Below are 13,665 nucleotides of genomic sequence, written 5' to 3'. Positions count from 1 at the left end.
CCCCGAACGTTTTTGAGGGCCGTTAGTGACTGAGGCAAAAACCAAGGTTTTTTTGACCGGACCGTTTCAGATTATCCGTGACGACGGTCAGGATGTGACGCCTCGGGGCACCAAAGCGAAAGCTCTTCTTGCTTTGGTGCTTCTGTCGAAAAACGCGATACGCAGCAGGGCTTGGTTGCAGGACAAGCTCTGGAGCGAGAGTTCGCCCGCACAAGGCGCGGCGTCGTTGCGCAAAGAGTTGAGCGTACTCAGCAAACACTTTTCCAAGCAAAAACTTGATGTTCTTGAAGTCACCCGTGAAACGGTGTCGATCAATCTGGCAGCAGTCGAGGTTGATCTGTTTGACGAGCAACTCAGTTCCGACCGCGCTGAGTTGCTGGAGGGGTTGGACGTTGCCGATCCCGAGTTCGAGGCATGGCTGACGGTTGAGCGGCAGGCTTATTGGGACATCGATACAGAGTCAGACGGTCCGGTTCTGGCGGGCCGCGGTTTGCCGGTGCATTGGGGGCGTTTGCGTCCAGCGGTTGTGGTTGAGCCTTTTGAAGTTGTCGGGGAAACGCCGGATATCAGCATCGCTGCTTCCTCCATACGAGACGAACTCATGTTTCTTCTGGGCACAATGTCCGACGTGATCGAACTGCGTGACGCGCGCAGGCAGGAAGGCCCGGTTGAAGGCTATGTTCTCAGCGGCAGCGTGGTCGGCGCAGAAGGCCTGCGGGTGGCCGCTCAATTGACGTCAACCGCGGATCAGGTTTGCCTGTGGACACAGCGGTTCCGCTTTCGCGCAAAGGAAACATTCGACGCGGTCGAAGAAATCGCCATGAAGGTCGTCGAAGCGCTCCAACTGCGATTGCGCGACGGGTATTGGTCTGAAATCTGGTCAGGCCGTGCCACTTCGACCGAGGCCTGGTCTGCGTTCCAGAAAGCGCGCATATTGGAAAGTCAGGCAACAGAAGACGGGTTGCAGGATGCCATCCGTCAATACCGCGCCTGTCTCGAGTTCGACCCGGGATACCTGCCGGCCCGTGTGGCGATCGGTTTCTGTCATTTGGACATGATCCGCCTGGGTATGGATGCAAACCCGGCCGAGACGCTGGCGATGGTCGAGGCCGAATGCAAGAAACTGCGCAATCTGAACCCGACTGACCCGTATTGCTCGGCCCTCCATGCCTTCACCCACAGTGTTGCCGGCAACACGTCAGAGGCTTGCAGCTTGATGCTTGCCGTCGTGGAACGTTTCAGCGGAAGCCCGGAATTGTTGGGATATTATGGTATCCTTTTGGTGTATGATGACCGGGCCGAAGAAGGCGTTTCAGTCTGCAAGAAAGCGCTGGCGTTGACGCCGCATCCCCCTATTTGGATCGAAGCAAATCTGGCAATCGCAATGATGATGACCGGGGACAAGGCCGCGTGGCAGCATGCCCATAACGTGTTGCGGGTTGACCCCGGGCGCGTTCGTCCCAGGGTGGTGCTGTGCATGCTGTCCGCCGCCGCCGGGAACCATTCCCTGGCGCGCCGACATGCCCGGCAGATTCTGGAATTGCAGCCGGGCTTTACGGCCGAACGCTGGGCCTGGCCCGGCTGTTTCAAGAACAGGCGACACTACGAAAAAGGCGTGCGGCTGTTGTCGGCGGCTGGTCTGTGACAGGTCGTCAGGCTTCTTCCAACACCTTGCGGGCCACGCGAAAACACTCCAGCGCCTGAGGAACACCGCAATAAATCCCGACCACGTGGATGATGGCGCGGATTTCTTCCTTTGAAACCCCGTTGTTGATGGCGCCCCGGCAGTGGATTTCCCATTCATGCATCTTGCCCAGCGCACCGATCATCGACAGGTTCATCATCGACCGGGTCTTGGCGTCGATCACGTCGTCGCCCCACCCAAAACCCCAGCACCAGGCCGTCATGGCTTCTTGAAACGGGCGGGTGAAGTCGTCGGCGGCAGCAAGGTTTTTCTCCACATACTCTGCGCCCAGCGTGTTCTTCCTTTGCTCCAATCCTTTCAGAAACAGGTCTTCGTCGAAAATGTCGGCCATTGCGGGTCTCCGGTGTGTCAGTATGTCAGGCGGTGTCTGTAAAGGTGATCGTAATGCGGTTTCATCCTTCGGTGCACCTGTTTCACACGGTCTGGCGCGTCCGCGATGTCGATATGCGTGCGGGTCTGCGGCGCAAGCCCGGTCGATTTCGCCAGGTTGCCATGGAACGACCCGCCGTCCCACCAACTGAGGGCGGACGGATCACCGCCCGGTTCCCAGCTCAGCGCCTCTTGGATGAACGGAATTCCCACCGCGTCACAGAAGGCCCGGGTCATGCCGTGCGGGTCTTCCAGCAGGTCATCGCTGTCAATGACCGGCGGCGGAGTTCCGTTCAGTGCGGTCAACAGATCGAACAGGGCACGCTGTTCGGGAAAGCCAACCTCGCCTTCGGCAAAGTCCGGCCATTGCTTGTACATCGAAGTGATGGTCTTGGCCGGGTCCCGGATCAGGAAGGCGTGGGTGAAATGCGACAGAAACTCGGCATCCCACATGTGGTTGATGTAATGCGGAAAGTCCTTGAGGAAGACCGGCCCCCGTTTCGCCCGCTGCTGAATGTCCAGCCACACGCTGTCCAATGTCAGGCCTGGCGTTGTCACGTCCCCTGGTTGGAACCGATGCCAAAGCGGGTCTTCACCCTGATACCACGCCTCGCCGAAGGGCTCGTGCAGGCAGTCGAGATCACCGCGTTGCCGCATCATCCACTCGAACGCGGTTGACGTGGACCTTGGTACGGCCCAGAGCGCGAGGATTTTGGGCATGGTCATGACCTCTCGAATAGCTAAAGACGTTTCAACAATTGCCCGTGCGGTGTACCGGGCGCGATACCGAGGGATTTGAAGATGCGCCAGTAAAGCGCGATGTCGTGGCCGATCACCGGTTTGCCCAGCGCGTCTTCAAGCATATCGGCCAGATGCAGCGGGCGCTGGGGCAAGCCACCGGGCCCGGTCCGGAAATTGCACATGCCATTGATCAGGATCGCTTCGGCCCGGGGTGCCTTGTCGGCCACATATTCAAAGCTTTTCAGTGCCAGATCACCATCGAACACCCAGCGGCAGTCATTCACGGCTTCCTGACTGTCGAACCAGCCCTGATCGTAAAAATTCCCGGCCCAGACCACATCAAACCCGGCTTCTTTCAAGAAACCGACCGTGCCCTGCCACCATTCCGGCCAATGATAGGCGGCGTTCAGGGCAACCTTTTCGACGTTCATGTCGCGCAGCGCTTCGACCATGGCATATCCGGCCATGTGAAAGCGGGTGCCATATTTGTCTGACAGGTCTTCGCAGTGTTGCCGGACGCCTTCCACGCCCAGCCCGCAGGCATGGACCCAGTTCGAACCGACCTGACCGCAGACATCGACGCCGTTGCGGGACATGCAGTGCACGAAGTCTTCGAGCATGCCAAAGTTCTGTCTCCGCTGATCCAGCCCGTGCGCATAGTCTGGCACGTGCAGCATCCAGCCATGCACGCCCACCGTTTCGGGGCACATGCGCAGGAAATCCGAGGGCGCGGCGTCAAAATCGAACGGCGGGCAGGTGAACCCGACCTGATGGCGGAACAGTTTGTGTTCCGGGCGCCAGACTTCAGGCATCAGCATCAGCGTGCAACCTCGGCCACTAATCCACAGCCTCGCGCATCCATTGCTGAAGCCGCGCGATGGAGTGTTCCGACATCACGCCGCAGCCCGGATCCAGAACAAGCGGTCCGGGGCGATAGCCCCGCGACTTGAGCCCGCGATGAACGGATTCCACAAGGCGGATGTCTTCCTCGACCGTCGTTTCGCGGTCCTGGACCGCCAGTTGCCGGATGACCGCGCTGTCCGAACCGCCCTCGGTGTACCAGCCGCGCCAGACGGTGCAGTGATCGGCATCAACCGCGCGCCAGTGATAGGTGTTCAGCACGTTGCCGGGATAACACTGGAAGGAAAACATCGGCCACAGGAACCATGACTGGTAATCGCCCGCGTGGGGTACCAACAGGTCGATGGGGTAGGTCATCTTGTCGAGGCTCTGGCATTCCGTCGTGTGACGCAGCACATAGCCGCCGCCCGCATCCGGCTGAATGTCATAGGTCTCGGGCTTGACCACACCTTCGGCAAAGGTCGGGTGATTGGTCGGGCAATGGTAGCATTCCGAGTAATTTTCGATACTGACCTTCCAGTTGCAGTTTTCGGGAATCTCGACCCATTCCAGCGGTTCCAGATCGTCGACATGCGGGACGAATGCGCGGATTTCCTCGCGCACACCGGGGAACCATTCATCCATGGGGGCGGCGTCATCGTCGAGGTTGACGAAGATGAACCCGTTGAACACCTCAGTTCGGACCGAGGTCAGGCAGATCGCACTGCGGTCAAAGCCGGGGACCGATTTGATATTGGGCCCGGCACGCAGCTGTCCGGTCAATTCATAGGTCCACGCATGATAGGGGCAGACAACGACGCGGGTGTTGCCCGCGCCGGTGACCATCTCATGCGCCCGGTGCTGGCAGACGTTGTAGAAGGTGCGGATTTCGCCGTCGCGGCCGCGAATGCAGAACAGGTTCTGGCCGGCGATCTCAAACGCAAAGTAATCCCCTGCTTCCCGGACCTGCGCGACATGGCCCGCAAACTGCCACGTTCGGGCCAGAAGCCCCTGCATTTCCTGCTCGAAAATCGCAGGGTCGGTATAGTATCGCGCGTCCAATGAGTGGGTCAGGGGTGCATTCATTCCGGCTCCTCCGCGTAGAGGCCAAGTTGGTGTCTGCGTTGGTGAAACCGTTCCACCCGCTCGACGATCTCATCGCTGGACACGGCGATCACGAAGGACAGCAGTGTTTCCAACAAGGCGATGGTCGAGACGGATGACGGAAAAAACTGCGGCGTGTCGGCGGCAACGACAAAGCCGTGATGGGCGTTCAGGATCACCGGGCTGGCCGGGCTGTCGGAAATACCGATGACGGTCAGACCCTGTTGCCGTGCCAGCTTGATCGCCTCGATGACTTCGGTGCGATAGGGGTGGCAGGTGATCGCGATCAGCACGTCCTGTTCATCGGCCCAGGCCAGATCATCCACCGGGGTCGAGCCGGGGCGGGGAATCGCGTGGAACTGCTTCATCCCGGTTGACGCAAGATAGGTGAAATTGCGCGCGTTCGAATTGTTGACGCCAACGCCCAGCGTGAAGATCTGGCGGCAGTTCCAGATATCCTCGGCGGCGGATTTCAGGCTCGTTTCATCAATTCCAGCGAAGGTGTCTTCAATATTGCGGATCGCCGCACCCACCATATCGGCATAAAGCCCACCCAGCTCACCTGACTTGCCGATCTCTTGCAGCCAACGGGCGCGGTCGGGAAACGACACGTTGCCCCGTCGAATCGCTTCGCGGAAGGGGGCCCGGAAATCTTCGTATCCTTCGAAGCCCACCTGCCGGGCCATACGCACGAAAGTATTGGGTTTGACCTTGGCCGCCTCGGCAATCTCGCGCACGGTCGAGACCCCAACATCCGTTGGGTTCTCCAACACGTAGCGCGCTGCTTTCTGTGCCTCGGGGGTTAGGGCGTCCCATTCCCGGCTCAGGCGGTCGAGGACGGTTGATGATACATTTGTGTCATTCATGATTGACGATGGTACATTTGTGGAATTAGCCTGTCGAGCAGAAACGCGACTCGGGAAGAGGAAAAATCATGTCCGGGAACGAACTGCCGTCACACGCCCGCGTGGTTATTGTCGGAGGCGGCGTGATGGGGGTCGGTCTGGCCTATCATCTGGCGCATGAAGGGTGGGGCGCTGATACCGTCCTGCTTGAAAAGGCCGAGCTGACCAGCGGCAGCACCTGGCATGCAGCGGGACAGATCACGCATTCGACCTCAAGCTTCGGGCTGGGAAAATGCGTGGATTACAACATCGGGCTGTATTCCGGCCGGTTGGAGGCCGAAACCGGCCAACCGGTCACATGGCATGGCTGCGGATCGTTCCGTCTGGCCTATACCGAGGATGAGATGGACTGGCTGCGCCACACCCTGTCGGTTGGTCGGTCGCTGGGCTTCAATATCGAGCTTGTCGGCCCCGAAAAGGTGGCTGAACTGCATCCGTTCTACAATCTCGAAGGTGTTTTGGGCGCGTTGCACACACCCGATGACGGCCATGTCGATCCGACCAATGTGACGATGGCGATGGCGACCGGCGCGCGTCAGAAGGGCGTCCGCATCTTTCGCAGCTGCCGCGCGACCAACATCACGCAGGCCGGGAACGGTGAGTGGGTTGTTGAAACCGAAAAGGGCACGATCACCTGCGAGCATGTAGTGAACGCAGGCGGAACCTATGCAAGGCAAATGGGCGAGTGGTCGGGGCTGCAACTGCCGATGACCTCGATGACGCACCATTATTTCGTGACCGAACCGGTGCCGGAATTCCAGAACCTGGACAAAGAACTTCCGGTGATCCGCGACGACCGCAAGGTCTCGGGCTATATCCGGATGGAGCAGCAGCGCGGTCTGATCGGGATTTACGAAAAAGAGAACCCGAACTCGGTCTGGCATGACCATTGCCCGTGGGAATACGAAAACTGGCTGTTCGACGCGGATTACGACCGGGTGATGCCGTGGCTTGAGGAAAGCCTGAACCGGATGCCGATCTTTGCCGAACTGGGTATTCAGCGCGACGTTCACGGGGCGATCTCGCATCCGCCGGATGGCAACCCTCTGATCGGACCAGCACCGGGTGTTCGGAACTATTGGTGCTGCTGCGGGACACAGATCGGCATCGGCTGGGGGCCGGGTCTGACCCGCGAACTGGCGCGGTGGATGGTGCATGGTGCCGCCGATATCTCGATGCGCGACTTCGATCCGCGCCGGTTCGGCAGCTATGCCACGAAGGATTGGCAGGTGATCAAGGCCGAAGAAGACTACTGTCTGCGCCATGAAATTCCCTTTCCGCATTTCAACCGTCTGGCCGGGCGACCGATCAAGCCGTCGCCGCTGCATGAGCTGCTGAAATCCAAGGGCGCAGTGCATGAAGAAGTGTATGGTTTCGAACGCCCCCGCTGGTTCGCCCGTGACGGCGTGGAACAGCGCGATCACTATTCCTTCCGTCGCACACCTGCCGACGACATGGTCGCGGCCGAGGTCAAAGCGGTGCGCGAAAGCGTCGGCATCATGGACGTCACCGCCTTCACCAAGGTCGAGGTTTCGGGGCCGGGGGCCTATGCCCTGCTTGACCGGCTGACTGCAAACCGGATGCCGCAGAAGGTCGGCTCGATCACGCTGACCCATATGCTGAACCGTCGTGGCCGTATCGAATTGGAGACCACGATTGTCCGCATGGCCGACGACCGCTTCTATCTGGTCTGTGCGGCCTTCTTTGAACAGCGCCTGCTGGATCATCTGGCGCAGCAATGCGCGGATGAGGATGTGCAGGTAACAGCCCTGTCCGCAGACTGGTCGGCCCTGTCGCTGAACGGTCCCCGGTCGCGGGATGTGCTGGCGCGCTGCACCGATGCCGATCTGACCAATGCCGGGTTCCGCTGGCTTTCCGCGCAGGAAATCAACATCGCCGGTCACAAGGTCTGGGCCTTCCGCATGTCCTATGCCGGGGAACTGGGCTGGGAGCTGCACATGCCCAACACCGCCTGCCTCGACGTCTACAACGCGCTTTGGGCCGCGGGCGAGGCGTATGGCATCACCGACTATGGCAGCTTTGCCATGAACGTGATGCGGATGGAGAAGGGCTTCAAAGGCGCGGGCGAGCTGACCAACGAGGTTACTCTGGCCGAGGCCGACGTGCTGCGTTTTGCGCGCACCGACAAGGATTATCTGGGCAAGGACAAGACGCTCAACACCGATCTGCCCTGGATCTGTGCCTATCTTTCAATTGAACCGGATGGAGAGATTGATGGCCATGGCGGAGAGGCGGTGCTGCTGGACGGGCGCGTCGTCGGGTCCACGGCGTCGGTCGCTTATGGCCACACCGTCGGCAAAATCCTGGCCTTTGCTTACCTCAAGCCCGAAGCGGCCAAAGCCGGGACAGAGCTGGAGGTCGTGATCCATGGCCAACCCCGTGCCGCCCGCGTTCTGGGTGAACCTGCCTACGATCCCGACAGTTTGCTGCCCCGCAGTGACGCCATACTGGAGACCGCGTGATGAGCCTGCCCGATACGATGAGAGCCATGGTCACGATGGGCCATGGTGGACTGGAACAGATGGTGTTGCAGGAAGACTGGCCGCGCCCCGAACCCGCTGCCGGTGAAGTTCTGATCAGGGTCGCAGCCTGCGGCCTGAACAATACCGACGTCAATACGCGGTCCGGCTGGTATTCCAAGACCGTAACGGATGCGACCACCGGTGGCGCATTCGAGGAAGTCGGTGAAGAAGACCCGACATGGGGCGGCAACCCGATCACCTTCCCGCGCATTCAGGGCGCAGATGTCTGCGGCCGTATCGTGGCCGTTGGCGAGGGCGTGGACGGCGCTCGTATCGGCGAGCGTGTCATCACGGATGGCTGGCTGCGAGATCCGGCTGATCCCGGCAACATGAACAAGACAGGGTACTTCGGGTCGGAACGCGATGGCGGGTTCGCCGAATATACCACGACTCTGGCGGTCAATGCGGTGCCGATCACTTCGGACCTGTCGGATGCCGAACTGGCCACGTTCTCCTGTTCTTACTCTACCGCCGAAGGGATGCTGTCGCGTGCCAACGTGACGGAAAAAGACACCGTTCTTGTGCCCGGGGCCTCTGGCGGGGTGGGTGGTGCGTTGGTTCAATTGGCCAAACGCCGTGGCGCGCGTGTGATTGCGATGGCAACCGAATCCAAACACGCCGACGTGGCCGATCTTGGCCCTGATCTGGTTTTGCCCCGCGCACCTGAAGATCTGCGGTCGGCGCTGGGCGACGAGAAGATCACCGTGGTCGCCGATGTGGTAGGTGGCCCTTACTGGCCGAACCTGATCGACGTACTGGAGCGCGGCGGGCGCTACACCTGTTCGGGTGCCATTGCAGGTCCGATGGTCGAACTCGACCTGCGGACGTTCTATCTGCGCGATCTGACCTTCACCGGTTCGACCGTGATTGACCCGCAGGTGATGCAGAACCTTGTGAAATACATCGAAGCGGGTGAGATCAAACCGGCGCTGGCTGCGACCTACCCATTGGAAGAACTGCGGGAAGCGCAAGCCGCCTTCATCGCCAAACAGCATACCGGCAACATCGTGGTGGTGCCATGACGCTGGATGATGTTCTCAGCGCGGCCCGCCAATTGCATCAGGCGCATCCTGACCTTGCCGCGTTTGCATCATGGCCGGACGATCTGACACCGACGGGTTTGCAGCCTGCGCACATGCCGGCGACCGATCTGGTGGGCGATTTTGGCCTTGATGGCGTGGCGCCAACCCATGATCTGGTCGCGGCGATCAAGGCCAGCGCGCATCTGGCGCAATGGAAACACACGTACACCGCAGAGGAAGTCGGCGCGGATTTCCTGAATCGGTACGGGTATTACGAACTGTTCGGACCGACCGGGCATTTCCACTCGACCCAATTACGCGGCTACGTGGGATATTGGGGCGCTGGTCTGGATTATGACTGGCACAGCCATCAGGCGGAAGAGCTGTATCTGACCCTGGCGGGCGGAGCGGTTTTTCGAAGCGACGAGGATGAAACCTTCGTCGGCCCGAACCAGACACGACAGCACAAAAGCTGGCAAAGCCACGCCATGACCACGACGGGCCAACCGATCCTGACCTTTGTCCTGTGGCGCGGCGAAGGGATGGGCGACCTGCCCAGAATGGACGCCGCATGAAAACCACCGGCATCCGAATTTACCAGACCGGACTTCCCTATGCTGGCAGTGCGTATGTCCGGGGTGCGGACAGTGTTATTGAAACTGCCATCGCATCGGTTGTGGCCCGTTTCTCGGCGTCGACCCCGCCTGAATACCTTCAGAACACAACGGATCTGATGAACTACAACACGCGATCTACCGGGTTCGGCGGCCCTGTCGCGAAAGACGGAACGCTTTATGCAGCCGATTTGCCGGGATTGGGTGTAACCCTTGGTTTTGAAAGCCTCGGCGCACCCGTGGCGGAGTATGCTCCATGAAGATTGAAACCATCACCGTTTTTCAGGTCGATTTGCCGCTCGAGCATCCCTATTGGCTGTCCGGTGGGCGTTTGAAGTTCGAAACGCTTGATGCGACGCTGGTCAAGCTCGTAACCGATACCGGTCTGGTCGGCTGGGGCGAGGGCACGCCTTGGGGGCACACCTATGTACCCGCGCACGGGCCGGGTATCCGGGCCGGGATCGAAACGATGGCCCCCTTCATCCTCGGCCTTGATCCGCGTCGCGTGCTGGACGTGGAACGGGCCATGGATATTGCCTTGCCCGGGCATCTCTATGCCAAAAGCCCCATAGATATGGCCTGCTGGGATATTGCCGGTCAGGCGGCGGGCCTGCCGATTGCCGATCTGATGGGCGGCGGATCGCGGACACCGCGCCCGATTGCGTCCTCGGTCGGGGCGAAAACCGTCGAGGAAACACGCGAGGTCATGGAGCGGTATCGCAAGCGCGGCTATATCGCCCATTCAGTGAAGATCGGCGGAGATGTCGAGCGGGACATTGCCCGTGTGCGGGATGTGGAAAGCATCCGGCAGCCCGGAGAGATTGTCCTGTATGATGTCAACCGTGGCTGGACGCGCCAGCAGGCCCTGCGGGTGATGAGCGCCTGCGAAGACCTGCACGTGATGTTCGAGCAACCCTGTGAAACACTGGATGATATCGCGACGATCTCGGGGCTTCATGCATCCCCAGTGTCTGTGGACGAGTCCCTTGTGACCTTGCAGGATGCCGCCCGGATTGCCCGCGATGGTCTGGCCCAGATATTCGGGATCAAGCTGAATCGCGTGGGTGGCCTGACCAAGGCCGCGCGGATGCGCGATATCGCGCTGGCCCATGGGATAGACATGTTCGTGATGGCCACCGGCGGGACGGTTCTGGCCGATACCGAAGCGCTGCATCTGGCCGCCACGATCCCGGATGACCACTGCCACGCGGTCTGGGCCTGTCAGGACATGATCACGGTTGATGTTGCAGGTGGCCGCGGGCCCCGCAACGTCGATGGCCATCTGCATCTGCCCGAGGCGCCGGGGCTGGGCGTGCATCCGGACGAAGCCGCATTGGGTGATCCAGTAGGAGAATATGCTTGAGAATTGACAAGATAACGCTCTGGTCCGTCGAACTGACCAGCCATGAAACCTATCACATGGCTGACGGCAAGACCTGTGCGACCGTGACGTCTCATATCCTGCGCCTTGAGACGGATACAGGTCTGACAGGTTGGGGTGAGGTCTGCCCGATCCCGCATTATCTGCCAGCCTATGCGAATGGCGTACCGGGGGCCATCGCTGAAATGGGTCCCGAGATTCTCGGGATTTCCCCGATCGGGGTCGATGCGCCGATGCGAAAGCTGGACGGGTTTCTGCAAGGCCACAGCTACGCGAAATCGATCGTGGACATTGCGCTGTGGGATCTGTTCGGCCGCGCGGCGGGGGTGCCGGTTTACGCGTTGCTGGGCGGGCGAACACGGGCGGATATGCCGCTTTACCATTCGATCACATGTATCGCGCCGGACGAAATGGCGCGCATCGCCAAGGCGGCCTTCCAGACCGGTATTCGGCAATTCCAGGTCAAGCTGGGTGTCGAGGGTGATTGGCAAGCCGATGCCGAGCGGCTGATCAAAGTGCGCGAGGCCGTGGGAACCGGGCCGCTTGTGTATGGTGACTGGAACTGCGGGGCATCGCGCCTTCAGGCAACCCGAACCGGACGCGCGGTCGCGCATCTGGATGTGATGCTGGAACAGCCCTGCAAGACGCTGGAAGACTGTGCCGCTGTTCGTCAGTCGACGGGTCTGCCCATGAAGATCGACGAAAACGCCTTTGATCTTGCATCGCTGATGCGGGCGCATGAATTGGGGTGCATGGATGCAGTTGCGTTGAAGCTGTCGAAATTCGGCGGTCTGTCAGCGATGCGCCGTGCGCGCGATCTGACCGTTCAGCTGGGCGCCGAGATTTGTGCGGAATGCACCTGGGGATCGGATATCGTCACGGCGGCCTCGTTGCATTTTGCTGCTTCAACCCCGCATGGATCGCTGATGAACACATGCGACTTGTCCTCTTACGTTGCCCCGCGCCTGTGCCCTGACGCACCAAACCGTGAAAACGGTCGGATTGCCCCGCCCGAAGGCCCGGGTTTAGGTGTGACACCTGACCTCGAAATTCTTGGCGCCCCGATTTTGGAGATTGATTGAGATGCTGAAGATCCAGACACAGTCCGAGTGGATAGCGCGTGCAAACGAAGTTTTGCCTGCCGGCGGTTTCGGCAACTTCGATCCGGGTATCATCATCGCCCGTGGCGAGGGCAGCCATGTCTGGGACGAGGACGGGAACGAATATATCGACTATCTGATCGGGTCCGGTCCGATGTTGCTGGGCCATGGCCACCCCGAGGTGATGGAAGCGGTGCTGGAACAACTGCCCAAAGGCATGACCTTCTTCGCCAACAACAGCAAGGGCATCGAACTGGCCGAGGCCATCATCGAAGCCGTTCCCTGTTGCGAGCAGGTGCGTTTTGTTGCCTCTGGGGGCGAGGCGGACATGTACGCCATGCGGCTGGCGCGCGCCTATACCGGGCGCGACAAGATCCTCAAGTTCGAAGGGGGGTATCATGGTATGAGCGCCGAGGCGCAGATGAGCCTGGCCCCCAGCCGTCGGGTCAATTTCCCTCAGGCCGTTCCCGACAGTGCCGGTATCCCCCAAAGCGTGGCCGAGCAGATGCTGATCGCGCCTTTCAATGATCTTGAGGCGGTGGCAGCGTTGCTGGATGAGCATGACGATGTCGCAGCCATCATGGTCGAACCCTTGCAGCGGATCATCCCGCCCGAACCGGGGTTTTTGCAGGGCTTGCGGACCTTGTGCGACAAATTAGGTGTGCTGCTGATTTTTGATGAGATCGTCACCGGGTTCCGTCTGGCTTACGGCGGCGCACAAGAGCGATATGGCGTGACCCCGGATATCTGCACGCTTGGCAAGATCACCGGTGGTGGCTTTCCTCTGGCCGCACTGGGCGCCAGTGCCGAGATCATGAAGCACTTCGACAAATCGAAAGTCGGAGAACAGGGCTGGCTGATGCAGTTGGGCACTTTGTCCGGCAACCCCGTTGCCTCAGCGGCGGGGCTGAAGACGATGGAGGTTTTGCGGCGCGAAGGCACCTATGAACACCTGCGCTCGATTGGGAAGCAGTTGCAACAGATGCAAACGGACGCTTTGAACGAAGCAGGCATTGCCCATCGCATCTGCGGTGACGAGACCTTGTTCGACATTTATTTCACCAAGGCCGAATGTCGGGATTATCGCAGCGCAAACCATGATGACCCGCAGCGCAACGCCACTTACAATGCAACGTTGCGGGCGCATGGGGTCTTCAAGGCTCCGGGCAAACTGTACCCGTCGCTGGCGGTTACCGAAGCGGATCTGGATCAGACCAGAGAGGCCGTTCGTTACGCCGTTGACGCGATTTCCTGAACGCGGGTCGGGTACAACGTAATCTGCCACAACGTAAACGGGTCGCTGTTGAACCCAACAGCGACCCTCTACCTTTGGAAGCCGGG

General features: G+C 60.2%; 13 protein-coding genes. 8 read left to right on the top strand and 5 right to left on the bottom strand.

What is annotated here, in order from left to right:
* The first annotated feature begins 25 nt into the window (after window positions 1–25).
* A complete protein-coding gene (locus AC2FF8_RS16715) occupies window positions 26–1,645 on the top strand; it encodes a hypothetical protein (protein WP_496880257.1) in 1,620 nt (539 codons plus the stop codon).
* 7 nt (window positions 1,646–1,652) lie between these two features.
* Here AC2FF8_RS16715 and AC2FF8_RS16710 read toward each other — a convergent pair whose 3' ends face one another.
* From AC2FF8_RS16710 to AC2FF8_RS16690, 5 genes are read right to left on the bottom strand one after another with little or no spacing between them, the layout of a single operon-like run.
* Entirely contained in the window at window positions 1,653–2,036 is a 384-nt protein-coding gene (locus AC2FF8_RS16710) for a carboxymuconolactone decarboxylase family protein (RefSeq protein ID WP_257599882.1), read from the bottom strand.
* Between the two features lie 17 nt (window positions 2,037–2,053).
* On the bottom strand, window positions 2,054–2,794 hold the full coding sequence (locus AC2FF8_RS16705) for a sulfotransferase-like domain-containing protein (RefSeq protein ID WP_496880256.1): 741 nt from the start codon (window positions 2,792–2,794) through the stop codon (window positions 2,054–2,056).
* 20 nt (window positions 2,795–2,814) lie between these two features.
* Window positions 2,815–3,633, bottom strand: a complete 819-nt coding sequence (locus AC2FF8_RS16700) for an aspartate racemase/maleate isomerase family protein (protein WP_496873733.1) — start codon at window positions 3,631–3,633, stop codon at window positions 2,815–2,817.
* Between the two features lie 19 nt (window positions 3,634–3,652).
* Window positions 3,653–4,741: an aromatic ring-hydroxylating oxygenase subunit alpha gene (locus tag AC2FF8_RS16695; protein ID WP_496880255.1), complete on the bottom strand. Its 1,089-nt coding sequence runs from the start codon at window positions 4,739–4,741 to the stop codon at window positions 3,653–3,655.
* Window positions 4,738–5,625 (bottom strand): MurR/RpiR family transcriptional regulator, encoded by an 888-nt coding sequence (locus AC2FF8_RS16690; protein WP_170346254.1) that lies wholly within the window; start codon window positions 5,623–5,625, stop codon window positions 4,738–4,740. Before AC2FF8_RS16690 ends, AC2FF8_RS16695 begins: the two co-directional genes overlap by 4 nt.
* Before the next feature lie 68 nt (window positions 5,626–5,693).
* Between AC2FF8_RS16690 and AC2FF8_RS16685 the strand changes: the two genes are divergently transcribed.
* Genes AC2FF8_RS16685 through AC2FF8_RS16655 form a run of 7 tightly spaced genes read left to right on the top strand, consistent with a single transcriptional unit; the run spans window position 5,694 to window position 13,579 of the window.
* A complete protein-coding gene (locus AC2FF8_RS16685) occupies window positions 5,694–8,147 on the top strand; it encodes an FAD-dependent oxidoreductase (RefSeq protein ID WP_496880254.1) in 2,454 nt (817 codons plus the stop codon).
* Complete coding sequence (locus tag AC2FF8_RS16680) at window positions 8,147–9,229, top strand: alcohol dehydrogenase family protein (RefSeq protein WP_496880253.1); 1,083 nt, start codon at window positions 8,147–8,149, stop codon at window positions 9,227–9,229. The genes AC2FF8_RS16685 and AC2FF8_RS16680 overlap by 1 nt, the downstream gene beginning before the upstream one ends.
* A complete protein-coding gene (locus AC2FF8_RS16675; RefSeq protein ID WP_496880252.1) occupies window positions 9,226–9,804 on the top strand; it encodes a dimethylsulfonioproprionate lyase family protein in 579 nt (192 codons plus the stop codon). Before AC2FF8_RS16680 ends, AC2FF8_RS16675 begins: the two co-directional genes overlap by 4 nt.
* Entirely contained in the window at window positions 9,801–10,103 is a 303-nt protein-coding gene (locus tag AC2FF8_RS16670) for a hypothetical protein (RefSeq protein WP_496880251.1), read from the top strand. Before AC2FF8_RS16675 ends, AC2FF8_RS16670 begins: the two co-directional genes overlap by 4 nt.
* Window positions 10,100–11,206 carry a mandelate racemase/muconate lactonizing enzyme family protein gene (locus AC2FF8_RS16665; protein WP_496880250.1) on the top strand — a complete coding sequence of 369 codons (1,107 nt, stop codon included), beginning with the start codon at window positions 10,100–10,102 and terminating at the stop codon, window positions 11,204–11,206. Before AC2FF8_RS16670 ends, AC2FF8_RS16665 begins: the two co-directional genes overlap by 4 nt.
* Window positions 11,203–12,306, top strand: coding sequence for a mandelate racemase/muconate lactonizing enzyme family protein (locus AC2FF8_RS16660; RefSeq protein WP_170346258.1), 1,104 nt, complete (start codon window positions 11,203–11,205; stop codon window positions 12,304–12,306). Before AC2FF8_RS16665 ends, AC2FF8_RS16660 begins: the two co-directional genes overlap by 4 nt.
* A gap of 1 nt (window position 12,307) precedes the next feature.
* Window positions 12,308–13,579, top strand: coding sequence for an aspartate aminotransferase family protein (locus AC2FF8_RS16655; protein WP_496880249.1), 1,272 nt, complete (start codon window positions 12,308–12,310; stop codon window positions 13,577–13,579).
* Window positions 13,580–13,665: the final 86 nt, after the last annotated feature.

The sequence above is a fragment of the Ruegeria sp. YTSA144 genome (assembly GCF_059610125.1).
The sequence above is the reverse complement of the archived record's forward strand: the minus strand, read 5'-3'. Positions and strand labels throughout refer to the sequence as shown.